Source organism: Streptomyces peucetius (assembly GCF_025854275.1).
Lineage (GTDB): Bacteria > Actinomycetota > Actinomycetes > Streptomycetales > Streptomycetaceae > Streptomyces > Streptomyces peucetius_A.
In genome coordinates this window covers 3,484,714-3,509,463 of sequence record NZ_CP107567.1, presented here as the reverse complement: position 1 = coordinate 3,509,463, position 24,750 = coordinate 3,484,714, and the positions used below count along the sequence as shown (strand labels likewise).

Annotated in this window: 22 protein-coding genes; 16 read left to right on the top strand and 6 right to left on the bottom strand. The window is 73.0% G+C overall.

Annotated features, from left to right (window positions below):
* The first annotated feature begins 71 nt into the window (after window positions 1-71).
* The 3 genes from OGH68_RS15960 (at window position 72) to OGH68_RS15950 (ending at window position 2,468) form a co-directional block, all read left to right on the top strand.
* Window positions 72-914, top strand: coding sequence for a class I SAM-dependent methyltransferase (locus OGH68_RS15960; RefSeq protein WP_264244650.1), 843 nt, complete (start codon window positions 72-74; stop codon window positions 912-914).
* 32 nt (window positions 915-946) lie between these two features.
* Window positions 947-1,942 (top strand): WD40 repeat domain-containing protein, encoded by a 996-nt coding sequence (locus OGH68_RS15955; RefSeq protein WP_264244649.1) that lies wholly within the window; start codon window positions 947-949, stop codon window positions 1,940-1,942.
* Window positions 1,943-2,075: 133 nt separating this feature from the next.
* Window positions 2,076-2,468, top strand: a complete 393-nt coding sequence (locus OGH68_RS15950) for a hypothetical protein (RefSeq protein ID WP_264244647.1) — start codon at window positions 2,076-2,078, stop codon at window positions 2,466-2,468.
* 209 nt (window positions 2,469-2,677) lie between these two features.
* On the opposite strand, the gene OGH68_RS15945 is transcribed toward OGH68_RS15950, so the two are convergent.
* Window positions 2,678-3,445 carry a TetR/AcrR family transcriptional regulator gene (locus OGH68_RS15945; protein WP_264244646.1) on the bottom strand — a complete coding sequence of 256 codons (768 nt, stop codon included), beginning with the start codon at window positions 3,443-3,445 and terminating at the stop codon, window positions 2,678-2,680.
* Between the two features lie 92 nt (window positions 3,446-3,537).
* On the opposite strand from OGH68_RS15945, the gene OGH68_RS15940 reads away from it, so the two are divergent.
* Window positions 3,538-4,497, top strand: coding sequence for an ATP-binding cassette domain-containing protein (locus OGH68_RS15940; protein ID WP_264244645.1), 960 nt, complete (start codon window positions 3,538-3,540; stop codon window positions 4,495-4,497).
* Window positions 4,494-5,327, top strand: a complete 834-nt coding sequence (locus OGH68_RS15935) for an ABC transporter permease (RefSeq protein WP_264244643.1) — start codon at window positions 4,494-4,496, stop codon at window positions 5,325-5,327. The genes OGH68_RS15940 and OGH68_RS15935 overlap by 4 nt, the downstream gene beginning before the upstream one ends.
* Here the strand turns inward: OGH68_RS15935 and OGH68_RS15930 are convergent.
* From OGH68_RS15930 to OGH68_RS15920, 3 genes are all read right to left on the bottom strand, one after another.
* A complete protein-coding gene (locus OGH68_RS15930; protein WP_264244642.1) occupies window positions 5,317-5,952 on the bottom strand; it encodes a Uma2 family endonuclease in 636 nt (211 codons plus the stop codon). The genes OGH68_RS15935 and OGH68_RS15930 overlap by 11 nt on opposite strands.
* Window positions 5,953-6,105: 153 nt before the next feature.
* Window positions 6,106-7,224, bottom strand: a complete 1,119-nt coding sequence (serC, locus tag OGH68_RS15925) for a phosphoserine transaminase (RefSeq protein ID WP_264244641.1) — start codon at window positions 7,222-7,224, stop codon at window positions 6,106-6,108.
* Window positions 7,225-7,355: 131 nt separating this feature from the next.
* Window positions 7,356-7,967: a GTP-binding protein gene (locus OGH68_RS15920; RefSeq protein ID WP_413470989.1), complete on the bottom strand. Its 612-nt coding sequence runs from the start codon at window positions 7,965-7,967 to the stop codon at window positions 7,356-7,358.
* A 231-nt stretch (window positions 7,968-8,198) separates the two neighbouring features.
* On the opposite strand from OGH68_RS15920, the gene OGH68_RS15915 reads away from it, so the two are divergent.
* Both OGH68_RS15915 and OGH68_RS15910 read left to right on the top strand, forming a co-directional pair.
* On the top strand, window positions 8,199-11,090 hold the full coding sequence (locus OGH68_RS15915) for an FAD-binding and (Fe-S)-binding domain-containing protein (protein ID WP_264244639.1): 2,892 nt from the start codon (window positions 8,199-8,201) through the stop codon (window positions 11,088-11,090).
* A gap of 53 nt (window positions 11,091-11,143) precedes the next feature.
* Complete coding sequence (locus OGH68_RS15910) at window positions 11,144-11,494, top strand: hypothetical protein (RefSeq protein WP_264244637.1); 351 nt, start codon at window positions 11,144-11,146, stop codon at window positions 11,492-11,494.
* On the opposite strand, the gene OGH68_RS15905 is transcribed toward OGH68_RS15910, so the two are convergent.
* Complete coding sequence (locus OGH68_RS15905) at window positions 11,452-12,309, bottom strand: LysR family transcriptional regulator (protein ID WP_264244636.1); 858 nt, start codon at window positions 12,307-12,309, stop codon at window positions 11,452-11,454. The two genes, OGH68_RS15910 and OGH68_RS15905, sit on opposite strands and share 43 nt — an antisense overlap.
* Window positions 12,310-12,501: 192 nt before the next feature.
* Here OGH68_RS15905 and OGH68_RS15900 point away from each other — a divergent pair, with 192 nt between their 5' ends.
* The 9 genes from OGH68_RS15900 (at window position 12,502) to OGH68_RS15860 (ending at window position 24,313) form a co-directional block, all read left to right on the top strand.
* Entirely contained in the window at window positions 12,502-13,425 is a 924-nt protein-coding gene (locus OGH68_RS15900) for an EamA family transporter (protein WP_264250111.1), read from the top strand.
* Window positions 13,426-13,796: 371 nt separating this feature from the next.
* A complete protein-coding gene (locus OGH68_RS15895) occupies window positions 13,797-14,588 on the top strand; it encodes a TIGR03084 family metal-binding protein (protein ID WP_264244634.1) in 792 nt (263 codons plus the stop codon).
* Window positions 14,589-16,265 carry an acyclic terpene utilization AtuA family protein gene (locus OGH68_RS15890; protein WP_264244633.1) on the top strand — a complete coding sequence of 559 codons (1,677 nt, stop codon included), beginning with the start codon at window positions 14,589-14,591 and terminating at the stop codon, window positions 16,263-16,265. It begins immediately after the preceding gene.
* Complete coding sequence (locus tag OGH68_RS15885; protein WP_264244632.1) at window positions 16,262-17,896, top strand: acyl-CoA carboxylase subunit beta; 1,635 nt, start codon at window positions 16,262-16,264, stop codon at window positions 17,894-17,896. The genes OGH68_RS15890 and OGH68_RS15885 overlap by 4 nt, the downstream gene beginning before the upstream one ends.
* Window positions 17,897-17,907: 11 nt before the next feature.
* A complete protein-coding gene (locus tag OGH68_RS15880; protein ID WP_264244631.1) occupies window positions 17,908-20,178 on the top strand; it encodes a biotin carboxylase N-terminal domain-containing protein in 2,271 nt (756 codons plus the stop codon).
* Entirely contained in the window at window positions 20,175-21,305 is a 1,131-nt protein-coding gene (locus OGH68_RS15875) for an acyl-CoA dehydrogenase family protein (protein ID WP_264244629.1), read from the top strand. The genes OGH68_RS15880 and OGH68_RS15875 overlap by 4 nt, the downstream gene beginning before the upstream one ends.
* 60 nt (window positions 21,306-21,365) lie before the next feature.
* Window positions 21,366-22,949, top strand: a complete 1,584-nt coding sequence (locus OGH68_RS15870; protein WP_264250110.1) for a 4-coumarate--CoA ligase family protein — start codon at window positions 21,366-21,368, stop codon at window positions 22,947-22,949.
* A 51-nt stretch (window positions 22,950-23,000) separates the two neighbouring features.
* Window positions 23,001-23,732: an enoyl-CoA hydratase family protein gene (locus OGH68_RS15865; protein ID WP_264244627.1), complete on the top strand. Its 732-nt coding sequence runs from the start codon at window positions 23,001-23,003 to the stop codon at window positions 23,730-23,732.
* Window positions 23,720-24,313, top strand: a complete 594-nt coding sequence (locus tag OGH68_RS15860) for a TetR/AcrR family transcriptional regulator (RefSeq protein ID WP_264244626.1) — start codon at window positions 23,720-23,722, stop codon at window positions 24,311-24,313. The genes OGH68_RS15865 and OGH68_RS15860 overlap by 13 nt, the downstream gene beginning before the upstream one ends.
* Here the strand turns inward: OGH68_RS15860 and OGH68_RS15855 are convergent.
* The gene (locus tag OGH68_RS15855) at window positions 24,310-24,714 is read right to left on the bottom strand and encodes a type II toxin-antitoxin system VapC family toxin (RefSeq protein ID WP_264244625.1); all 405 of its coding nucleotides are present in this window, start codon (window positions 24,712-24,714) and stop codon (window positions 24,310-24,312) included. The two genes, OGH68_RS15860 and OGH68_RS15855, sit on opposite strands and share 4 nt — an antisense overlap.
* Window positions 24,715-24,750: the final 36 nt, after the last annotated feature.

The following is a 24,750-nucleotide window of genomic DNA, read 5'->3' as shown; positions in this document are numbered from 1 at the left end:
GACAGTATGGGCGAGCGCCCATACTGTTTGGGCATACGCCCATTCTAGTCGCGACACCAGGAGGCGCCGCCATGGCCCACATTGTGAACACCGAGCAGGAGCAGGCGTGGAACGGGTACGAGGGCACCCACTGGGCCCGTAATCAGGACCGCTGGGACGCCATCAACGAGGGGTTCGACGACGTCCTCCTCACCGCGGCCGCCATCCTCCCCGCGGACGCGGTCCTCGACATCGGCTGCGGCGCCGGCGCCACCACCCGGCTCGCCGCACGCCGCGCGGCGGAAGGCAGCGCCACCGGAGTGGACCTGTCCCGCCCGATGCTCGAACGCGCCCGGGTCACCGCCCACGCCGAGGGCATCGGGAACGTGACCTTCGAGCACGGTGACGCCCAGGTCCACCCGCTGGCGGGGCGTGGTTTCGACGTGGTCCTCAGCCGCTTCGGCGTGATGTTCTTCGCCGATCCGGCGGCCGCGTTCGCCAACATCGGCAGCGGGCTGCGCCCCGGGGGCCGGGCGGCGTTCGTCGTCGCGGCGGACGGCGAGGGCAACGATTGGATCCAGGCGCTGGTGGGCCTGCGGGGGCTGCTCCCCATGGGCGGCTTCGGCGCCACCGGCGGCCCCGGAATGTTCTCGCTGGCCGACCCGGACCGGGTCCGCGAGGTCCTGACCGCGGGCGGCTTCACCGGCATCGGGATCGAGCGGGTGGAGGCGTACGGCAGGTGGGGCCGGGACGCGGAGGACGCCACCGGGTTCCTCATGGGGTCCGGACCGGGCCGCCATCTGCTGAGCCAGGTCGACCCGGAGACGGGCGAGCGCGCCCGGCGCGAACTGGCCGGCATCCTGCGCGGGTACGAGCGGGACGGCGCGGTCCGGCTGCGCAGCGTGGCGTGGCTGGCGACCGCCGATCACCCGTAGGGTCCGGCCGGCGGAGGTGGCAGGCTTGGGCCATGCGTTCGCTTCCGTACGTCACCGGCCTCGCGGCCGCCCTCGTGCTGGCCGCCGCCGTGCCCGCGGCCGCCGACGAGCACTCCGGGTTCACCATCAAGGACCCGCGCATCACCGAGTCCAGCGGGCTCGCCGCGAGCCGGGCGCACCCCGGGATCTACTGGACGCACAACGATCAGGACAAGCCGCGGGTCTTCGCCGTCGACGGCAGGACGGGCGAGACCGTCGCCACGATCACGATGCGGGGCGTCGGCGAGCCCAGGGACATGGAGGCGATCTCCGTGGGACCCGACGGCGCCGTCTACGTCGGCGACATCGGCGACAACCTCGACGGAAGCTGGGACCACGTCTGGATCTACCGCTTCCCCGAGCCGGAGCGGTTGCGCGACCAGACCGTGGACGCCACGCAGTTCGACGTGAAGTACGCCGACGGGGCGCGCAACGCCGAGGCGCTGATGGTGCACCCGAAGACCGGGCGGGTCTACATCGCGTCGAAGAACGAGGACGGCGGCGGCCTCTACGAAGGCCCGGTGACGCTGCGGACGGGGCAGGTCAACGTCTTCCGGCGGATCGGGGAGGTGCCGTGGGTGACCGACGGCGCCTTCTCGCCGGACGGGAAGGAGCTGGTACTCCGTTCGTACTTCAGTGCCCGCGGATACGCCTGGCAGGACGGCCGCCCCGGCGCGGACCACCGGGTGCGCGGGCCGATCCAGGCGCAGTCCGAGTCGGTGACGTACACGCTCGACGGCACGACGCTGCTGTTCGGCACGGAGGGGGAGGCAAGCCCCGTCGAGCCGGTGGCGGTCGAAGGCGGTGGCGGGAACGGCTCCGGCGGGGCGAAGGAAGACGGTGCGAGGGAAGACGGTGCGAAGTCCGGAGGTCCGGGTGACGGCACGGCCGCCGGAGGTGACGGCGAGGGCGGCGCCACCACGTACGGGCTGCTCGTCCTCGGCGGCGCGGGAGTGCTGGTGCTGGCGCTGAGGCGGCGCCGCGACTAGGGCGTGTTGTGGAAGTGGGCTTCGTTCCTTGCCCGTGATCTCGGGGTGAACGGGGTGCGACGACATCAGGGTCGAGGACGGGGACGAGGCCGTCGAGGACTGCGCCGACTCGACCGAGTCCAACTGCGGCGGGTTGCTCAGCATTGGCGCCACCGACTTCGACACGGACGACAGCGGCCGGAGCAACAGCTCCGACTGCGACGGTGAGGTCGACTTCGGCATCCTGGCCTTCCAGACCCCGGGCGACGGCAGCGCCACGTACAAGGCCCTGGTAGCCGAGGAGCGCAGGAAGGCCGAGAAGGACGGAGAGAAGGCGAAGCCGGTCGAGATCGACGCGGGCGCCGAGGAGACCGAAGCCTTCGAGGACGCCGACGGCGAGACCACGGTCATGATGCGGATCGGCAGCGTCGTCGTCGTGGTGAACGGTGACGGTACCTTCGTGGAGAAGCCGGACTGCAACGACCTCGCGAAGCTCCAGATCGACCGGCTGAAGAAGACCGCCCAGGGCATCAACCCCGACGCGTGATCCGCTGAGGCTCTGCTGCTCGATTCCGTGCGGGGCGACGGCGGATGCGCAATGATCGTCCGTGCGGCCGTCGTCCTGTCGCCCGCGGCCGTCGGGTGGCGGACTTCGCCGGCTCACGGCCGCGTCGGTCAGTTCCCGGGAGTGCCGGCGCACGCGCGTCGGGATCGGTGCAGCGGGCGCCGGCCGAGCAGAAACTTCCAGAACACGGCCTAGCCGCGGTCCGCGGCCCGTTCGCGTACCAGTTTCTCGAAGCCGTCGATCAGGCGGTCGAGACCGAAGGCGAAGTGGTCGAAGTCCGAGCCGAACGCGTCCTCGGACAGGCCCGCGAGCCGCGGGTAGTCGCCGGTCGCCATGGCCCGGTCGAGGAAAGGCTCCTGGCTCCTCCAGAACTCCGCGTCGCTCTGCCCCGTCTGCTGTGCCGCTTCCGCCGCCTCCAGTTCCATGCGCGCGATACCGGAGACGAAGCTCTGCACGGCGATGATCACCGAGATCAGTTCGGGGTCGCGCAGGCCCATGCCGTGCAGTGCGGCCAGTGACGTCTCGAGGCCGCGCAGGGCGCTGGGGCCGAGGACCGTGCGGGACTGGTTGACCTTCAGCAGCCACGGGTGCGCGCGGTGCAGTGTGCGGTACGCGTCGGCCATGGCCCGCACCGCGTCCCGCCAGTCGGCGTCCCCGGGCGCATCCTCCTGGCTGTCCAGCGGTTCGCCCGTGACCCGGTCGAGCATCAGGTCGAGCAGCTCGCTCTTGCCGGGGACGTACCGGTAGAGGGACATCGTGCCGGTGCCGAGCTCGGTGGAGAGGCGGCGCATCGAGACCGCGGCGAGGCCCTCCGCGTCGGCGATCTCCACGGCGGCAGTGACGATCCGGTCGAGGCTGAGGCCCGGTTTCGGGCCGCGTGAGGGCCGTTCGCCGGTGCCCCAGAGCAGTTCGAGGCTGCGCCGGATGTCGCCGCTGCCACTCGTCTCCGTCGTCGTCATGGCTTCACCCTAATCCCGTGCGCAAGAACTGGGTACGGTGTACTCTCATCTGGGTACGGTGTACTCGGTTGCTTGGTTCGAAGGGGACGGACGTGGACGAATACGCAGTGCTGGCCGAAGGAATCGAGAAGCGGTACGGGGACAGACACGCACTGGCCGGCTTCGACCTCGCCGTGCGCCCGGGCACGGTGCACGGCCTGCTCGGGCCGAACGGCGCGGGCAAGACCACCGCCGTACGGGTCCTCGCGACCCTGCTGCGGTTCGACGGCGGACGGGCGCGGGTGGCCGGGGTCGACGTCCGGCACGACCCGCGGCGGGTGCGCCGCCGTATCGGACTCACCGGCCAGTACGCCGCCGTGGACGAGGTGCTCACCGGCCGGCAGAACCTCGAGATGTTCGGCCGCCTCTTCCACCTCGGCGGGCGGCGCGCGGCACACCGGGCCACCGAACTGCTGGAGCAGTTCGACCTGGTGGAGGCGGGCGACAAGGGCGCCGGCAAGTACAGCGGCGGCATGCGCCGCCGGCTCGACCTCGCCGCGTCGATGATCCTCGCGCCCGACGTGCTGTTCCTGGACGAGCCGACGACCGGACTCGACCCGCGCTCGCGCGGTGAGGTGTGGGAGGCGGTGCGCCGGCTCGTCGCGGGCGGCACGACCGTGCTGCTCACCACGCAGTACCTGGAGGAGGCCGACCGGCTCGCCTCCCGTATCACCGTCATCGACCAGGGCCGCGCCATCGCCGACGACACCCCCGACGGACTGAAGAACCGGGTCGGTGGCGACCGGATCGAAGTCGTCGCCAGGGACGCCGCCGATCTGCCGGCCGTGGCCAAGACCGTGGCCCGCGTCGCGGACACCGAACCGGCCACGGACGAGTTCGAGCGCCGCGTCCACGCGCCGGTCACCGACCGGGTCGCCGCACTGACCGAGGTGGCGCGGGCCCTCCAGGACGACGGGATCGACGTGGAGGACATCGGACTGCGCAGGCCGAGCCTGGACGACGTGTTCCTGCGCCTCACCGGACACGGCACGGAACTGGAGGAAGCCGCATGAGCACGACCGAAGTGACGGACCTCGGCATCGAGGACCGGCACGGCCGCGCCTTCTGGGTGGTCGCCGACTGCTGGAACGTCGTACGGCGGGGGCTGACGCACTACCAGCGCCAGCCGGTCCTCATCGCCTGGCAGCTGGGCTTTCCCATCATCTCCGTGCTGCTGTACGGCTATGTCTTCGGCGGCGCGATGAAATCGCCGGAGGGCGGCAGCGTCCGCGACTTCCTGATGCCCGGCATGTTCGCGATGACGATGGCCTTCGGCTTCATGAACACGGCGATCGCGGTCGTCACCGACGCCTCCAAGGGTGTCGTCGACCGCTTCCGCTCGATGCCGATGGCGCCCTCCGCGGTGGTCACCGGCCGCGGGGTCAACGACCTGATCGTGGCCTGCGCCGAGCTGACGATCCTCGCCGCGACGGCCTTCGCGATGGGCTGGCGCACGGACACCGGCATCGGCGCGTCACTGGCCGCGTTCGGACTACTGCTGCTCCTGCGGTTCTGCCTGATCTGGGTAGGCGTCCTGCTGGGCCTGCTGGTCCCCACCACCGAAGCGGCCGGCGGCCTCTACGCGGTGGCCTTCCCGCTCACGATGATCTCCAGCGTGTTCGTGCCGCCCTCGACGATGCCGGACTGGCTCGGCACGATCGCCGCCTGGAATCCGATCTCTTCGACGGCCGCCGCGGCCCGCGAGCTGTTCGGCAACCCGGTGGCGAGCGACGGAAGCTGGGTCCAGGAGCACCCGCTGCTGATGGCGGTCGTGTGGCCGCTGGTGATCACGGCGGTGTTCCTGCCGCTGGCGGTACGGCGCTTCCAGCGGCTCAGTCGCTGACGGTGTCCGTCCGCCGCTGCCCGGCCTTCAGCAACTCGGTCGCGTCGAGCTTGACCTCGGCACCGATGGACGAGGGGAGGATGATCTGCTGGCCGGGCGCGTACACCTCGTGACTGTCGTATTCGCTGGTGAGCGGGCTGGTGAGGACGTGGACCCGGTTGTGCTTGCGGTCGACGATCACGTAGACGGGAATCTTGGCCTGCGCGTATGCGACAACCTTGTTCCGCAGGTCGTTCCGGTAGTTGCTGGATGTGACCTCGAGGACGAGCCGGAAGACGGCAGGCTCGTAGCAGTTGAACTCGACCAGATGCTCTTCGAAGTCCGCGTCGACGAGAGCCAGGTCCGGAACAGCGAAATCCTCCGGGCCGTCCGGCAGCCACAGGCCTACGGCCTGAAGGACTTCCGTCTCTCCTCCGTCCAGGCCCGCCATCAGGAAAGGACGCATGAGCTTGGTGAGTGCCCTGGCGTGGGCACCGTCCGGGGGCGGGGTCACGGTGAGGACGCCTCCGATGATCTCGACGCGGTAGCCGGGAAGCCGCTCCATGAGGCTGTCAGCCTCTTCGAGCAGCGTCGGCAGCTCGCCGTCGCAGGGGTCGCAGGGACGCTCGACTGCTGCGGCAGACATGCGGGCCTCCTGGTGGCTGGTGTCGAGAGCATCATCGTAGGACGCGGGGGGCCCAAACGTCCGTAAGGCGGATCGTCACACCATCGGGCGAACGTGCGTGCGGGGCGCCGACCGGCCGGTCAGCGCCCCGCACGTCCGCGTACGAGCCCGCGGCTACAGCTTCTCGATCACGTAGTCGACGCACGCCGTCAACGCCTCGACGTCCGCCGGGTCGATCGCCGGAAACATCGCCACGCGGAGCTGGTTGCGGCCCAGCTTGCGGTACGGCTCGGTGTCGACGATGCCGTTCGCGCGCAGCGCCTTGGCGACGGCGGCGGCGTCGATCTCGTCGGCGAAGTCGATCGTGCCGATGACCTGCGAGCGCTTCGCCGGGTCGACGACGAACGGGGTCGCGTACTTGGACGCCTCCGCCCAGCCGTACAGGGTGCGCGAGGAGGCGGCGGTGCGGCCCGTGGACCAGTCGAGGCCGCCCTGACCGTTGATCCACTTCAGCTGCTCGTTCAGCAGGAAGAGGGTCGCGAGGGCCGGGGTGTTGTACGTCTGGTTCTTCAGCGAGTTGTCGATCGCCGTCGGCAGCGAGAAGAACTCCGGCACGTGCCGGCCCGAGCCGTGGACACGGGCCGCGCGCTCCAGGGCGGCGGGGGAGAAGACGCCGATCCACAGGCCGCCGTCGGAGGCGAAGGACTTCTGCGGGGCGAAGTAGTAGACGTCCGTCTGCGCGATGTCGACCGGCAGGCCGCCCGCACCCGAGGTGGCGTCCACCAGGACCAGCGCGCCGTCGTCCGCGCCGGCGACCCGCCGGATCGGGGCGGCGACACCGGTCGAGGTCTCGTTGTGGGTGAAGGCGTAGACGTCGACGCCCGCCTCCGCCCGCGGGTCCGGGTGGGTGCCCGGGTCCGAGGAGATGACGGTCGGCTCCGCCAGCCACGGCGCCAGCTTGGCGGCCTTGGCGAACTTGGAGGAGAACTCACCGAACGACAGGTGCTGGGACTTGTTCTCGATCAGGCCGTGCGTCGCCACGTCCCAGAAGGCGGTGGAGCCGCCGTTGCCCAGGATCACCTCGTATCCCTCGGGGAGGGAGAACAGCTCGCGCACGCCGTCGCGGACCTCGCCGACCAGGTTCTTGACCGGGGCCTGGCGGTGGGACGTGCCGAGGAGGGAGGTGCCGGTGGCGGCCAGCGCGTCCAGCGCCTCCGTACGCACCTTGGAGGGGCCCGCGCCGAAACGGCCGTCGGCGGGCTTGATGTCAGCGGGAATCTGGATATCAGCCACGTTCCGGAGCGTATACCGCCCCGGCCGCCGGACGATGTCACGGTCCGGCGGCTGAGACGTGCGGCGGTCCGGCGGCTGAGACGGCGCCGTGGTCACGCGGGTGGGACGTGCCGCGGCGGCCGGCCCGCCGGTCAGGGGCCGTGGCCGAGGCCGAGCGTGCGCAGATGGTCCATCAGGGCGATCAGCACGAACTTGCTGGACGAGTGGTCCCGGGCGTCGAACTCGACCAGCGGTACCGCCGGCGCCAGGGCGAGCGCGTCGCGGATCTCGTCCGCGGAGCGGAACGGGCCGCCGAAGTCGTTGACGGCGACGATGAACGGCGTGCCGTGCCGGCGGAGCCGGTCGATCGCGTACCAGGCGTCGGCGACGGCGCGGGTGTCGACCAGGACGACCGCGCCGGTGGTGCCGGAGAGCAGCCGGTCCCAGAGGAAGCGGAAACGTTCCTGTCCCGGTGTGCCGAAGAGATACAGCACCCGGTGCTCGTCGATCGTGATGCGGCCGAAGTCGAGGGCGACCGTGGTCGCCGTCTTCGCGGGGACCCGCGCGCCGGCGTCGTGCACCAGGGCGTCGGTGCTCATCGTCTCCTCCGTGTGCAGCGGACGGATCTCGCTGACGGAGCGGACCATGGTGGAACGGCCGGCGCCGAAACCGCCGACGACGGCGATCTTCAGAGCACCGGCAACGGCCGGAGGGGGGTCGGCCACGCCGTTTCCGGGGATCGCCCGGGGGGTGGCGCGGTTCATCGTTTCTTGGCGGTGCCGGTCATCGAGTGGTGCCTTCCGGGGTGACGGGGGGCGCAACTGGAGCCGCCGTTCTTCGGCGAAGTCGTCGCCACTATAGGAGGGCTGACGATCAGTTGGGGATGGCCGGGGCGCTTCTCGCCCGGCTCCGGTCCCCTCTCCCGGCACACAACGTGTGCAAGTGGCACGTTTCCTGCCGGTGCGGTGACCGGTGCAGCCCTCATCCTGGAACGTATGGCCCAACACATCAGGGATACGAGCGAACTCGCCCGCGCGCTCAAGGCCGCCGTCGGCGGTGATGTCGACTTCTCGGCCGCCGCCCGGGCCCTGACGACCATGGACGCCTCCAACTACCGGCGCGTCCCGGCCGGTGTCGTCGCGCCCCGTGACGCCGACGACGTCGCCGCCGCCCTGGAGGTGTGCCGGCGGCACGGCGTCCCGGTCGTGCCGCGCGGTGGCGGCACCTCCATCGCCGGACAGGCCACCGGCACCGGTGTGGTCCTGGACTTCACCCGCCACATGAACCGGATCCTGGCCGTCGACCCGGACGCCCGGACCGCGCGCGTGCAGCCAGGTGTCGTCCTCGACCGGCTCCAGCAGGCCGTACGGGGGCACGGCCTGGTCTTCGGGCCCGACCCCTCGACGCACAGCCGCTGCACCCTCGGCGGGATGATCGGCAACAACGCGTGCGGCGCGCACTCGGTCGCCTGGGGGACGACCGCCGACAACGTCCGCGACCTGTCGGTCGTCACCTACGCCGGCGCCCGCCACCACCTCGCCCGGGGCCTGGGGCCCGGCAGCGCCCCGCCCGGCCTGGGCGACCTCGTCGAACGCCACCTCGCCCTGCTGCGCACCGGCTTCCCCGCCGGCCTCCCGCGCCGGATCTCCGGATACGCGCTCGACGCGCTGCTGCCGGAGAACGGCGCCGACCTCGCCCGCGCGTTCTGCGGCAGCGAAGGCACCCTGGCCGTGCTCACCGAGGCGACCGTACGGCTCGTGGACGCGCCGGCCGCCCGGGCGCTCGCCGTCCTCGGGTACCCCGACGAGAGCGCCGCCGCCGAGGCCGCCGCCGGCCTGCTGCCCCTCGGTCCTCTGACCGTCGAAGGCATGGCGGAGGACCTGGTGCCCCTTGGTCACGGGCTGCCGCGCGGCGGGGCGTGGCTGTTCGTCGAGACCGGCGGCGCCACCGCGGCGCAGGCCGGGGACCGGGCGGAGCGGATCGTACGGGCGGCCGACGCCCTGGACGGCACGGTCGTCGGCGAGCCGGCCGCCGTGCGGGCCCTGTGGCGGCTGCGGGAGGACGCCTCCGGCACCGCCACCCGGATGCCGGACGGCGGCGAGGCGTGGCCCGGCTGGGAGGACTGCGCCGTGCCGCCCGCCCGTCTCGGCGCCTATCTGCGCGACTTCCGTGCCCTGCTCACCGAGCACGGCCTGCGCGGCACCCCGTACGGCCACTTCGGGGACGGCTGCATCCACGTCCGTATCGACTTCGACCTGCTGAGCCGGGACGGCGTCCGGCGCTTCCGCGTGTTCTCCGAACAGGTCGCCTCGCTCGTCGTCGCGCACGGCGGCTCGCTGTCGGGCGAACACGGCGACGGGCAGGCCCGCGCCGAACTGCTGCCGAAGATGTACGGGGACGAACTGGTCGCCCTCTTCGGCCGTTTCAAGGACCTGTGGGACCCGGCGGGCGCCATGAACCCGGGCATGCTGGTGCGCCCGGGCCCGCTGGACGCGAACCTCCGCTTCGCCCCGCTGCCCGCGACCCCCGTCGACGTCGTCTTCGGCTACCCGCACGACGGCGGCGACTTCGCCGGGGCCGTGCGCCGCTGCGTGGGCGTCGCCAAGTGCCGTACGGAACACGCGGCGGCGGGCGGCGGCCTGATGTGCCCGTCGTACCGGGCGACCGGCGAGGAACAGCACTCCACCCGCGGCCGGGCGCGGCTGCTGCACGAGATGCTCGCCGGTGAGGTCGTCACCGACGGCTGGCGCTCGACCGAGGTACGCGACGCGCTCGACCTGTGCCTGTCCTGCAAGGGGTGCCGGAGCGACTGCCCCGTCGGCGTCGACATGGCCACGTACAAGGCGGAGTTCCTGCACCACCACTACGCCGGCCGCCGCCGGCCCGCCGCCCACTACGCCATGGGCCGCCTCCCGCAGTGGCTGCGCGCCGCCGCGCCCTGGGCGCCCGCCGTCAACGCCCTCGCCCGGGTACGGCCGCTGGCCGCGCTCGCCAAACGGCTCGGCGGCATCGCGCCGCAGCGGGAGCTCCCACGTCTGGCCCCGGAGACGTTCCGCCGCTGGCTGCGCGGGCACCTGGGCGGGCGGGCGCAGGTGCTGGAGAGGGGCCGCAGCGCCGTGCTGTGGCCCGACACGTTCACCGACCACCTGTCGCCGTCGGCCGGCCGGGCGGCGGTACGGGTCATGGAGGCGGCGGGCATCGACATCGTGCTGCCGCCCGGGCGGGTGTGCTGCGGGCTCACCTATGTATCGACGGGCCAGCTCGACCGGGCGCGGCACGTCATGCGGCGCACCCTCGACGTCGTCGAGCCGCTGCTCGACCTCGACGTGCCGGTCGCCGTGCTGGAACCGAGCTGCGCCGCCACCCTGAGGACCGACCTGACCGAGCTGCTGGGCGACGACCCGAGGTCGCACCGGCTCGCCGCGTCCGTGCGGACCTTCGCCCAGACGCTGGAGCAGTGCGCGCCCGACTGGCAGCCGCCGCTGATCGGACGCCCGGTGGCGGGCCAGACCCACTGCCACCAGCACGCGGTGCTCGGCGACGCGGCCGAACGCCGGCTGCGGGAACGGGCCGGCCTGACGGGCGAGCTGAGCGGCGGCTGCTGCGGGCTCGCCGGCAACTTCGGTTTCGAGCGCGGCCACTACGAGGTGTCGGTGGCCTGCGCGGAGGACCAGCTGCTGCCGGCCGTTCGGTCGGCGGCAGCCGGCACCGAACTGCTGGCGGACGGCTTCTCCTGCCGCACCCAGCTCGACCAGCTCGCGGGCCGCCGGGCCCGGCACCTGGCGGAGGTGCTGGCGGACGGACTCGGGGCCGACGGCGCGGACGGCCTCGTGCACGGCGGGGCGGACCGGTCGGCGGACGGCCCGGGGGACCTGCACGCGGGGTGACGTGCGGCATCCGGCAGGATGGGCGGCCGACCACGCGGGAAGGGGCGGATGCCATGCGGGGGAGCGTCGGGCGGGCCGGCATCGTGGGTCTGCTGGCGCGGGCGGGCGCGGTCCTGCTCGTCGTCGCACTCGTCGCGCAACTGCTGGTGTCGGCGATCGCGGTGGACCCGGTGGGCGCGGCGACGGACAGGGGCCTCGGCTCGTTCGTCGTCTCGCTGTTGCGGGGGACCTCGACGGGCGCGCTCGGCGCTGCGGCGTGCGTCGTGGCGGTGCTGCTGCTGATCGTGGCGGTACGGGGCGTCCGGCTCGCCCGGCGGCTCCTGGTGCGCCGCTGTCAGCCGTCCGGGCATGCCGGGCGTTCTCAGGCGGCTTCGGCCACCGACCGGGCCAGCGCCACCAGATGACGGACCGCCGGATGCGGTGACGCGCTGCGCCACGCCAGGTGGACTGGGGCGCGCGGGGCGTCGGACAGCGGCCGGTAGGTGACACCGCGGTGCGCGTGCATCTGGGTGGTGGAGGCGACCGACGCGCCCACGCCGCGGCCCGCGGCGATCGCCGTGAGCCAGTCGTCCGTGTTGGCCACCGTGACCGTGGCCGTGGGCCGGATCTCCGGGGGCCACAGGTCCAGGGTGGTCAGGCCGGAGACCGAGTTCAGGACCACCGGGCCGGCCGCCAGGTCCGCCAGGGTCAGTGAGGCGCGGGCCGCGAGCGGACCGTCCGACGGCACGGCCGCGACGCGGGGCTCCGTGAACAGCAGCTCGGTGGTGACGCCGGGCGTGTCCACCGGGCCGCGCAGTACGGCGGCGTCGACCTCGCCGCGGGCGAGCCCCGCCGTACGGTCGTCGATCCTCAGCAGCTCGAGCGCCGTGTCCGGGTGCTCGGTACGCCAGCGGCGCAGCAGCGGGGTCGTGTACGGGCCGAGGGCCGACCAGGCGTGCCCGAGACGCAGCGGCCGGTGCGGAAGCCGTCCGGCGTCGAGTGCCTCGTCGAACGCGGCGACGGCGACGGCGGCCTTGTCGCGGAAGGCCCGGCCCTCCGCGGTGAGCTCGAGATGGTGGGTCGAGCGGTCGACCAGCCGGACGGCGAGGTGCGCTTCGAGGGCGGCGAGCGCGCGGGAGACGCTGGGCTGGGTGAGGCCGAGCCGCGCCGCGGCCCTGGTCACGCTCGACTCCTCCGCGACGGCGAGGAAGCAGCGCAGGTGACGCAGCTCGATGCTCATACGTCCGGAGCATAACCGCAGCGAGAATTGCATTTCACGCGCGCCGCCCGGGTCCGTAGCGTGGGGAGGACGCACGGGGTGACGGGTCGGTTCAGGGAGGCCGGGGTGAAGGACGCGCAGTCCGCGGGATCGTGCACGGGCGTCGGCGGGCGCCCGGGCGGCGACGCGCAGGCGGGCACCGCGGCGGTCGTGCTGCCGGAGGCGGCGGGCGCGGCGGCCCGCGCACCCGGAGCAGGCCCGGAACCGGCCTCCGGGGCCCGGCGCTCCCTCGGGCCCGTCGCCCTCGTGATCGCGGGCGGCCTGTCCGTGCAGTTCGGGGCGGCTGTCGCCGTGCTGCTGATGCCGCGGGCCGGGGCGCTCGGCGTCGTCACATTGCGGCTGGTGCTCGCGGCCGTCGTGCTGTTCGTGATCTGCCGGCCGCGGCTGCGCGGCCACTCCCGTGCCGACTGGGGCACAGTGATCACGTTCGGTGCCGCGATGGGCGGCATGAACATGCTCTTCTATCAGGCCGTGGACCGCATCCCGCTCGGCGCGGCCGTCACGCTCGAGGTGCTCGGCCCGCTCGCCCTGTCCGTGATCGCCTCCCGGCGGCTGGTGAACCTGCTGTGGGCGGGACTCGCGCTCGGCGGTGTCGTCCTGCTCAGCGGTGGCGGCTTCGACCGGCTGGACCCGGTCGGCGCCGCGTTCGCGCTGGCCGCGGGCGGCATGTGGGCGGCGTACATCATCTTCAGCGCCCGGACCGGGCGGCGCTTCCCGCAGGCGGACGGGCTGGCGCTGGCGATGGGCTTCGGCGCGCTGCTGAGTCTGCCGTTCGGACTGGTCGAGGCGGGGTCGCGGCTGTTCGTGCCCTCGACACTGGGGCTGGGGCTCGCGGTGGCGCTGATGTCGTCCGTCCTGCCGTACACCCTGGAGCTGCTGGCACTGCGCAGGCTGCCCGCGGCGACGTTCGCGGTGCTGATGAGCCTGGAGCCGGCGATCGCCGCGACGGCCGGGTTCCTGGTGCTGAACCAGGCGCTCTCGCCGCCCGAGGGGCTGGCGATCGTGCTGGTCGTCGTGGCGAGCATGGGGGCGGTCCGGACACAGGCGGCGGCGAAGAAGCCGGCGCCGCCCGGCTGACCGGCGGTCGCCGGGCGCCCGGCGCCGGGAAGAGCATGCCGCAAGCGGTCCGCCGTGTTGCCACGGCGGACCGCTCACCCGCGCCCGGTGCGTGGATGACGAGGTTGCCGTCCTCCTGGAAGACGGCGCGGGCGCCGGGGGAGGGGGCGTTCCCCCAAGGTGAGGCGGGGGCCGTGGGCGCCGCAACAGTCCTTTGAGGGACCATCCTTGCGGTTCAAAGAGAATCAATTCTGCGGCGGGATGCGGTTGACCTGCGGTGAAGCGTGGACGACGGATTCGGGCCCCGTAAAATCAAAGCAAGCATGCTTGCTTGTTTCTGTGGGGGCTGCCATGCTCCGGGCACACACCGCCGTGCCACAGGGGAGCGTCCCGTGTCCCATCCGGCCGTCGTACTCGACGACTTGCGCAGCGAAAGCGAAGACCTCGACCGGCTGGTCGGTGACCTGAGCCCCGAGCAATGGGCGGCCGCCACACCCGCCGAGGGCTGGACCGTCGCCCATCAGATCGCCCACCTCGCCTGGACCGACTCCGTCGCCCTCGTCGCCGTCACGGACCCCGCGGCCTTCGCCGAGGAGGCGGAGAAGGCGCTCGCCGCGCCGCACTCCTTCGTCGACGACGGCGCGGCCGAGGGCGCCGCGCTGCCACCCGCCACACTGCTGGCCCGCTGGCGTGAGGGCCGCGAACGGCTCCTTGGGGCGCTGCGCGACGCCCCGCCCGGCAGCCGCTTCCCCTGGTACGGCCCGCCGATGAGCACCGCGTCGATGGCGACCGCGCGACTGATGGAGACCTGGGCGCACGGCCAGGACGTCGCGGACGGGCTCGGCGCCGTCCGCACGCCCACGGCCCGGCTCGCTCAGATCGCCTGGATCGGGTTCCGCACCAGGGACTTCGCATACGGCGTGAACGGCCTGACGCCGCCCGTCGAGCCGTTCCGCCTCGAACTCACCGGCCCGGCCGGAGAGTTGTGGGCGTACGGCCCCGAGGACGCCGCCCAGCGTGTCACCGGGCCCGCCCTGGACTTCGCCCTGCTCGTCACCCGGCGCGCCCACCGCGCCGACCTGGCCCTGCGGGCCGACGGCGCGGACGCCGACCGCTGGCTGGACCTCGCCCAGGCGTTCGCCGGCCCGCCCGGCAAGGGCCGTGAGCCCAAGGGGGCGGCGTAGATGCTGCGCATCGGGAACGTGTCCGGGTTCTACGGCGACCGGTTCGGCGCGATGCGTGAAATGCTGACCGGCGGGCCGCTGGACATCGTCACCGGGGACTATCTCGCCGAGCTCACCATGCTCATCCTCGGCCGCGACCGGCTCAAGGACCCCGATCTCGGTTACGCCAGGACGTTCCTGCACCAGCTCCAGGACACCCTCGGGCTCGCCCGTGAACGCGGCGTCCGCATCGTCGCCAACGCCGGCGGCCTCAACCCCGCCGGACTCGCCGACGCCGTACGGGAACTGGCCGGCCAGGTCGGCGTCCCCGTCCGGGTCGGGCATGTCGAGGGCGACGACCTCACCGCCCGCTTCCCCGGCACGCTGACCGCCAACGCCTACCTCGGCGGCGCCGGGATCACCGCCTGCCTGGGCGCCGGCGCGGACGTCGTCGTCACCGGACGGGTCACCGACGCGGCCCTCGTCACCGGGGCCGCGGCCTGGCGGTTCGGCTGGGGCCCGGAGGCGTACGACGAGCTCGCGGGCGCCGTCGTTGCCGGGCACGTGCTCGAATGCGGCACCCAGGCCACCGGCGGCAACTACGCGTTCTTCGCCGAGGCCGGCCGCGATGTGCGCCGGCCCGGTTTCCCGCTCGCCGAGATCCACTCCGACGGCACCTCGGTCATCACCAAGCACGAAGGAACCGGCGGCTTCGTCGACATCGGCACCGTCACCGCCCAGTTGCTGTACGAGACGGGCGGCGCCCGCTACGCCGGGCCGGACGTGACCGCCCGGCTCGACACCGTACGCCTCGACCCCGACGGCCCCGACCGCGTCAGGATCTCCGGGGTGCGCGGCGAGGCGCCGCCGCCGACCCTCAAGACCGGCCTGTGCAGGCTCGGCGGCTGGCGCAACGAGGTCGTGTTCGTGCTGACCGGTCTCGACATCGACGCCAAGGCCCGACTCGTGCGCGAACAGCTCGAGGACGCGCTCGGCAAGCAGCGGCCCGCCGAAGTGCGCTGGGAACTCGCCCGCACCGACCACGAGGACGCCGACACCGAGGAACGGGCCGCCGCTCTGCTGCGGCTCGTCGTGCGCGACCCGGACTCCGACAAGGTCGGCAGGGCCGTCAGCGGCGCCGCGATCGAGCTGGCCCTCGCCAGCTACCCCGGCTTCCACGTCACCGCCCCGCCCGGCAAGGGCACGCCCTACGGGGTGTTCGAGGCCGCGTACGTCGACGCCGCCGACGTCCCGCACACCGCCGTCCTGCCCGGCGGCGAGCGCGTCGCCGTGCCCCATCCGCGGCGCACTCGGGTCCTCGAGGACCCCGGGCCGGGCGCGCTGCCCGAGCCGCCCGGGCCCGGGCCGACCCGGCGGGCGCCGCTCGGCCTCGTCGCGGGCGCCCGCAGCGGCGACAAGGGCGGCGACGCGAACATCGGCGTATGGGCCCGCAGCGACGCGGCCTGGAGCTGGCTCGCCCACGAACTGACCGTGGAGCGGCTGCGCGAACTGCTGCCCGAGACCGCAGGGCTGACCGTCGTACGACACGTCCTGCCGAATCTGCGCGCCCTGAACTTCACGGTCGCGGGGATCCTCGGCGAGGGAGTCGCCGCGCAGGCCCGTTTCGATCCGCAGGGCAAGGCGCTGGGCGAGTGGCTGCGCGCCCGGCACGTCGACATCCCGGAGGCACTGCTGTGACCGTTCTCGGCTCGGCCGTCGATGTGACGGGCCCCGAATACGCCGCCCACCGCGCCGCCATGCTCGACAAGCTCGCCGAGCTGGACGGCGAACACGCCAAGGCCCTCGCGGGCGGCGGCGAGAAGTACGTCGCCCGGCACCGGGGGCGCGGCAAGCTGCTCGCCCGGGAGCGCGTGGAGCTGCTGCTCGATCCGGACACGCCGTTCCTGGAGCTGTCCCCGCTCGCCGCCTGGGGCAGCGACTACCCCGTGGGCGCGTCGCTCGTCACCGGCATCGGAGTCGTGGAGGGCGTCGAGTGCCTGATCACCGCCAACGACCCGACCGTACGCGGCGGGGCGTCCAACCCGTGGACCCTGAAGAAGGCGCTGCGGGCGAACGAGATCGCGTTCGCCAACCGGCTGCCGGTGATCTCCCTCGTCGAGTCCGGCGGCGCGGACCTGCCCTCCCAGAAGGAGATCTTCATCCCCGGCGGGGCGCTCTTCCGCGACCTGACCCGGCTGTCCGCCGCGGGCATTCCCACGATCGCCGTCGTCTTCGGCAACTCGACGGCGGGCGGCGCGTACGTGCCCGGCATGTCCGACCACACCGTCATGATCAAGGACAGGTCGAAGGTCTTCCTCGGCGGCCCGCCGCTGGTGAAGATGGCGACCGGGGAGGAGAGCGACGACGAGTCGCTCGGCGGCGCCCGGATGCACGCCCGCACCTCCGGGCTCGCCGACCACTTCGCGCTCGACGAGCCCGACGCGCTGCGGCAGGCCCGGCGGATCGTCGCCCGCCTCAACTGGCGCAAGGCGCACGCCGATCCTGCCCCTGCCTCCGGCGGGGGGACCCCCACACCCGCCGAGCCACCGAAGTACGCGGCGGACGAACTGCTCGGCATCGTGCCCGAGGACCTGAAGACACCGTTCGACCCGCGCGAGGTGATCGCGCGGATCGTGGACGGCTCGGACTTCGACGAGTTCAAACCGCTGTACGGCGCCAGCCTGACGACCGGCTGGGCGTCCCTGCACGGCTATCCGGTCGGCATCCTGGCCAACGCCCAGGGCGTGCTCTTCTCCGCCGAGTCGCAGAAGGCCGCCCAGTTCATCCAGCTGGCCAACCAGCGTGACGTACCGCTGCTGTTCCTGCACAACACCACCGGCTACATGGTCGGCAAGGAGTACGAGCAGGGCGGCATCATCAAACACGGCGCGATGATGATCAACGCGGTGTCGAACAGCCGGGTGCCGCATCTGTCGGTGCTGATGGGCGCGTCCTACGGCGCCGGGCACTACGGCATGTGCGGCCGGGCCTACGACCCCCGCTTCCTGTTCGCGTGGCCGAGCGCCAAGTCCGCCGTCATGGGCCCGCAGCAGCTCGCGGGCGTTCTGTCGATCGTCGCGCGGGCCTCGGCCGCCGCCAAGGGGCAGCCGTACGACGACAAGGCTGCCGAGGCCGACGCCGGTCTGCGCGCGATGGTCGAGGCGCAGATCGAGTCCGAGTCCCTGCCGATGTTCCTGTCCGGGCGGCTGTACGACGACGGGATCATCGACCCCCGTGACACCCGGACCGTCCTCGGTCTGTGTCTGTCCGCGATCCACACGGCACCGGTCGAGGGCGCGCGCGGCGGCTTCGGCGTCTTCCGAATGTGAGGGGCCCAGCTGTGATTTCCACCGTGCTCGTCGCCAACCGGGGCGAGATCGCGTGCCGTGTCTTCCGCACCTGCCGTGAACTGGGCGTTGCCACGGTCGCGGTGCACTCCGACGCGGACGCCGGCGCACTGCACGTACGGCAGGCGGACGCGGCCGTACGGCTGCCGGGGGCGGCGCCCGCCGAGACGTATCTGCGGGGCGAGCTGATCGTGAAGGCCGCCCTCGCGGCCGGCGCGGACGCCGTGCACCCCGGGTACGGATTCCTCTCCGAGAACGCCGGCTTCGCGCGGGCGGTCGCGGACGCGGGACTTGTGTGGATCGGGCCTCCGCCGGAGGCCATCGAGGCGATGGCGTCCAAGACCCGCGCCAAGAAACTCATGGGCCTCTCACCCCTGGACCCCGCGTCGCTCACGGAGGCGGACCTCCCCGTCCTGGTGAAGGCCGCGGCGGGCGGCGGCGGCCGCGGGATGCGCGTCGTCCGGTCCCTGGCGGACCTCCCCGGGGAGCTGGCGGCGGCGAGCTCGGAGGCGGCGTCGGCGTTCGGCGACGGAGAGGTGTTCGTCGAGCCCTACGTGGAGAACGGCCGCCACGTCGAGGTCCAGATCGTGGCGGACGCGCACGGCACGGTATGGGCGCTCGGCTCCCGTGACTGCTCGCTGCAGCGCCGCCACCAGAAGGTCATCGAGGAGTCGCCCGCGCCGGGCCTCCCGCCGGAACTGGTCGCCGAACTGCACGAGCTGGCGACCGGCGCCGCCCGTGCCGTCGACTACCGGGGCGCGGGCACGGTCGAGTTCCTCGTCGACGAGGACGGCCGGGCCCACTTCCTGGAGATGAACACCCGCCTCCAGGTCGAACACCCCGTGACCGAGGCGGTGTTCGGGGTGGATCTGGTGGCCCTCCAGATGGCCGTCGCCGAGGGCGCGCCGCTCCCCGCGGCCCCGCCGCCGGCGACGGGCCACGCGATCGAGGCGCGCCTGTACGCGGAGGACCCGGCCGCGGGGTGGGCCCCGCAGACCGGCACCCTGCACGAGCTGAGCTTCCCCACCCACCCGCCCCTGCACGCGAGGGGCTCCGCCCCCCACACCCCCGCTGTCCCCCCGGTGCTGCGCGCGGGCACGCCCCCCGGTGCCGGGCACTCCGTCCCGGTACCCGGAACCGCGGGCACGGCCCACCCGGCGGATGGCGCCCCAGGCGCCGCCGGTGCCGTGGGTGCGAGGTGGTCCACGTCCGGCGGGCCGGCTCAGAGCGGACCCGGCGCGAGCACGTCCCCCAGTGCCGAGGGCGTCGCCCCGGCACGCGGGGCCACGGGCGCGGTCGGCCCCGCGCACGGCGCACCGGGTGCACCGGGTGCCGGCGAGCCCCGCCCTGCGGCCGCTCCCGAGGCGGCCGGCGGGGCGCATCCCGGTGGCCGGGGGCGGAGCCCTTGGGTGCGGGTCGACGCGGGGTACGGGGGCGGCGACGTGATCGGGGTGCACTACGACGCCATGGTCGCCAAGGTCGTCGCCTGGGCGCCGACCCGGGCGGAGGCGGTCCGCCGGCTGGCGCACAGCCTGCGGCGCGCGCGCATCCACGGCCCCCGGACCAACCGGGACCTGCTCGTGGCGTCGCTGGAGCATCCCGACTTCACCGGCGGGCGGCTCGACACCGGCTTCTACGAGCGGAACCTCGACGAGCTGACGCGCCCCGCCCCCGGCGAGGCGCACGCCGCCGTCGCCGCGGCGATCGCCGACGCGGCCGGCCGCCAGGGCCGGTTCGGCGGCGCCTGGCGCAACCTCGCCTCGCAGGCGCAGCTCAAGACCTACGGCGACCACGAGATCCGCTACCGGCCCACCCGCGACGGCGGGTTCGAGCTCGTCGACCGGCCCGGCGTGCGGGTGGTGTCGGCGCGGCCGGACCGTGTCGCGCTCGAGACCGACGGCGTCGTACGGCACTACGACGTCGCCGTCCACGGCGACACCGCGTACGTCGACTCGCCCGTCGGCGCCCACGCCCTCGCCGTCCGGCCCCGCTTCACCGACCCGCAGGACCGGGCCGTGCCCGGGTCGCTGCTCGCGCCCATGCCCGGGACCGTCGTCCGGGTCGGCGACGGCGTCACCGAGGGAGCGCGGGTCGCCCAAGGACAGCCGCTCGTCTGGCTGGAGGCCATGAAGATGGAGCACCGGGTCCTCTCGCCCGCCTCCGGCACGCTCACCGCGCTCCACGCCGTCCCCGGCCGCCAGGTCGAGGTCGGTGCCCTGCTCGCCGTCGTCACCGAGGAAGCACAGGAGGACACCGCGTCATGAACGCCATCGAGAGCCAGGAGCACACGGACCTGCGCGAGGCCGTCGCCGCACTGGGCCGCCGGCACGGCAAGGACTTCGACCGGGCCACCCTGTGGGCGGAGGCGGGCAAGCTGGGCTACCTCGGCGTGAACCTCCCCGAGGAGTACGGCGGCGGAGGCGGCGGCATCAGCGAACTGTCCATCGTCCTCGAGGAGTCCGGCGCCGCCGGCTGCCCGCTCCTCATGTTGATCGTCTCGCCCGCCATCTGCGCCACCGTCATCGCCCGTTTCGGTACGGAGGAGCAGAAGCGGCGCTGGCTGCCGGGGCTCGCCGACGGCAGCCTCACCATGGCCTTCGGCATCACCGAGCCCGACGCCGGCTCGAACTCGCACCGGATCACCACCACCGCCCGCCGGGACGGCGAGGGCTGGGTGCTCACCGGCCGCAAGGTCTTCGTCTCCGGCGTCGACATCGCCGACGCCACCCTGATCGTCGGCCGCACGGAGGACGCCCGCACCGGGAAGCTGAAGCCGTGCCTGTTCATCGTCCCCCGCGACGCGGAAGGCTTCCAGCGGTCGGCGATCGACATGGAACTCCAGGCGCAGGAGAAGCAGTTCGAGCTCGTCCTCGACGACGTGCGGCTTCCGTCCGACGCACTCGTGGGCGACGAGGACGCCGGCCTGCTCCAGCTGTTCGCCGGGCTCAACCCCGAGCGGATCATGACCGCCGCGTTCGCCATCGGCATGGGCCGGTTCGCGCTCGCGCAGGCCGTCGAGTACGCGAAGACCCGCCAGGTCTGGAAGACGCCCATCGGCGCCCACCAGGCCGTGGCCCACCCCCTGGCCCAGGCCCACATCGAGCTGGAACTCGCCAAGCTGATGATGCAGAAGGCCGCCGCGCTCTACGACGCCGGTGACGACATCGGCGCCGGGGAGGCCGCGAACATGGCCAAGTACGCCGCCGGTGAGGCCTGCGTCAAGGCCGTCGACCAGGCCGTGCACACCCTCGGCGGCAACGGACTCACCCGTGAGTACGGCCTCGCCAAGCTGATCGCGGCCGCCCGCGTCGCCCGGATCGCCCCGGTCAGCCGGGAGATGATCCTCAACTACGTGTCCCACCAGTCCCTGGGCCTCCCCAAGTCGTACTGACAGACGACATTCTGGCCGTTCAGCATTCTGGCCGTGCAACCCAACGCCGAGGGGACCGCCATGGTGTTCCGCAGCAGATACGCAGATGTCCCGGCCGTCGTCGAACCCATCCACGAGACCGTGCTCGCCCGCGCCGCCGAGTACGGCGACACCGTCGCCCTGATCGACGGTGTGAAGGGCACCACCGTCACGTACCGGCAGCTCGACCACTTCCACCGTCGGATCGCCGCCGCGCTCGCCGACGCCGGTCTGCGCAAGGGCGACGTGCTGGCCCTGCACAGCCCCAACACGATCGCCTACCCGGCGGTCTTCTACGGGGCGACGCGGGCCGGTGCGACGGTCACCACCGTCCACCCGCTCTCCACGGCGGAGGAGTTCGCCAAGCAGCTGCGCGACTCCTCCGCCCGCTGGATCGTCACCGTCTCCCCGCTGCTGGAGGTGGCCCGGCGGGCCGCGGAACTCGCCGCCGGGGTCGAGGAGATCTTCGTCTGCGACCAGGCCGAAGGGCATGTGAGTGTGCTCGACATGCTGGGCTCCACCGCGCCCGAACCGGTCGTCGACATCGATCCGTCCGAGGACGTCGCGGCGCTGCCGTACTCGTCAGGGACCACCGGTGTCCCCAAGGGCGTGATGCTCACCCACCGTTCCATCGCCACCAACCTGGAGCAGCTCGCCCCTCTCGCCCCCGCGGGCGTCGGGCACCGCATCCTCGCCGTCCTCCCCTTCTTCCACATCTACGGTTCGACCGCTCTGATGAACGCCCCGCTCCGGCAGGGCGCGACGGTCGTCGTGCTGCCGCGCTTCGAGCTCGACACCTTCCTCGGCGCGATCCAGGAGCACCGCATCAACGGGCTGTACGTCGCCCCGCCCGTCGTCCTCGCCCTGGCCAAGCACCCGGCGGTCGCCACGTACGACCTGTCGTCCCTGGAGTACGTCCTCAGCGCCGCCGCACCGCTCGACGCGCACCTGGCCGAGGCGTGCTCGAAGCGGCTCGGGCTGCCGCCGGTACGGCAGGCGTACGGGATGACGGAGCTGTCGCCCGGCACCCATGCCGTGCCGCTCGACGCCGAGGACCCCCCGCCCGGCGCGGTGGGGCTGCTGCTGCCCGGCACCGAGATGCGCATCCTCGACCTCGACGGCTCCGGCAGGGAACTGGGCACCGGCGAGGACGGCGAGATCGTCATCCGCGGCCCGCAGGTGATGAAGGGCTACCTCGGCAGGCCGGACGCCACCGCCGCCATGATCGACGCGGACGGCTGGGTCCACACCGGCGACGTCGGAAGGGTCGACGACGACGGCTGGCTGTACGTCGTCGACCGGGTCAAGGAACTCATCAAGTACAAGGGGTTCCAGGTCGCCCCCGCCGAACTGGAGGCACTGCTGCTCACGCACGAGTCGATCGCGGACGCGGCCGTGATCGGCGTGCACGACGACGACGGCAACGAGATCCCGAAGGCGTATGTCGTGCGGCAGCCGGGCGCCGAGTCTCTCACCGAGGACGACGTCCTGGCGTTCGTCGCCGGGCGCGTCGCCCCGTACAAGAAGGTCCGCCGGGTCGAGTTCATCGGCGGTGTCCCGCGCGCCGCGTCGGGGAAGATCCTGCGACGGGAGCTGCGGGACCGCGAGACCGGTACGAAGGAATAGCCCGTGACCGGTACGGAGGAGCAGCGCACGACCGGTACGAAGGAGTAGCGCATGACCGTCGCCACCGCCCACGACCGGGGCGTCACCACCCTGATCCTCGACGCCCCGGCGAACCGCAACGCCCTCTCGTCGGCGCTCGTCGGCGAGCTCGCCGCCGCACTCACCGAGTGCGCCGGCGACCCGTCCGTACGGGCGGTGGTGCTCACCCACACCGGCTCGACGTTCAGCGCGGGCGCGGACCTGAAGGCACCGCCCAGCCCGTACGCGTTCGTCGCGCTGCTGCGGCAGATCGTGGCCCTGCCCAAGCCGGTGGTGGCGAGGGTCGCCGGGCATGTGCGGGCCGGCGGGCTCGGCCTGGTCGGGGCCTGCGACATCGCGGCGGCGACCACCGGCTCGGACTTCGCGTTCACCGAGGTCCGCATCGGGGTCGCGCCCGCCGTCATCTCGCTGCCGCTGCTGCCCCGCATGGAGCCGCGGGCAGCCGAGCGCCACTACCTCACGGGGGAGCGTTTCGATGCGGTCGAGGCAGCCCGCAGCGGGCTGCTCACCCTCGCCGCCGACGACGTCGACGCGGCCCTCGCGCCCGTCCTCGACGGGCTGCGCAGGGCCTCGCCGCAAGGGCTGGCGGCATCGAAGCGACTGGTCACCGCTAGGGTGCTGGCAGCCTTCGACCGGGACGCCGAAGACCTGGTCCAGCGCTCGGCGTCGCTGTTCGCATCGTCGGAGGCGCGCGAAGGGATGACGGCTTTCCTCGAACGACGGGACCCCGCATGGGTGTTGTGACGCCACCGACCGCCAAGGCCCCCAAGCAGGACCGCAGCCGGGCGACCCGGCAGCGGCTGCTGGAGGCCGCGGTGGCGTGCCTGGCCGAGGTCGGCTGGGCGGGTTCCACGGTCTTGGTGGTCGCCGAGCGCGCCGGCGTCTCGCGCGGGGCGGCCCAGCACCACTTCCCGACGAGGGAGGACCTGTTCACCGCGGCGGTCGAATACGTGGCGGAGGAGCGCTCACAGGCGCTGCGGGAGCTCCCCTCGCAGGACCGTACGGCGGTCGTCGCCGCCCTCGTCGACCTCTACACCGGGCCGCTGTTCCGCGCCGCGCTGCATCTGTGGGTGGCGGCGTCCAACGAGGAGCAGCTGCGCCCGCGGGTCACCGAGCTCGAGGCGAAGGTCGGCCGCGAGACCCACCGCATCGCCGTCCGCCTGCTGAACGCGGACGAGTCGCGCCCCGGCGTCCGCGAGACCGTGCAGGGCCTGCTCGACATGGCCCGCGGTCTGGGCCTCGCGAACCTCCTCACGGACGACGCGGCCCGCCGGGAACGAGTGGTGGCGCAGTGGGCGGCACTGGTCGAGGAGGGGCTGGCCTAAGCGGTGCGCAGGTTCGACACGTTGCAGCGCAGGCCTGGAGCGCCTGCGAATTTCGCGTCCACCGTGAGCAGTTCGCTGCCGAGCGATTCAGCGAGAGCAACGTACGAAGCATCGCAGGGCCACATGTTGTGGCGCAGCTCCCAGATGCGTGGCAGCAACGGGACATGGTCGTAGCGGCGAAGCTGCATGCGGCCCAGGAGATCGAGTGCCCGTGCCGCCTCCTCCTCGGGGAGCTTCTTGCCTCGCACGAGCCCGCGCAACACGGAAGCGCACTCCAGGTCGACGGCGTGCGGTGCCGCCAGCCGTCGACCGGACGTGCGTGACCGGACGCGCTCCGCAAGCTCGTCCGAGCCGACCAGGAACTCCACCAGGGCGGAGGTGTCGAGCACGAGCGCGCTCACCTGCGCGCCTCGCGCATCTCACTGATGACGTCGCTG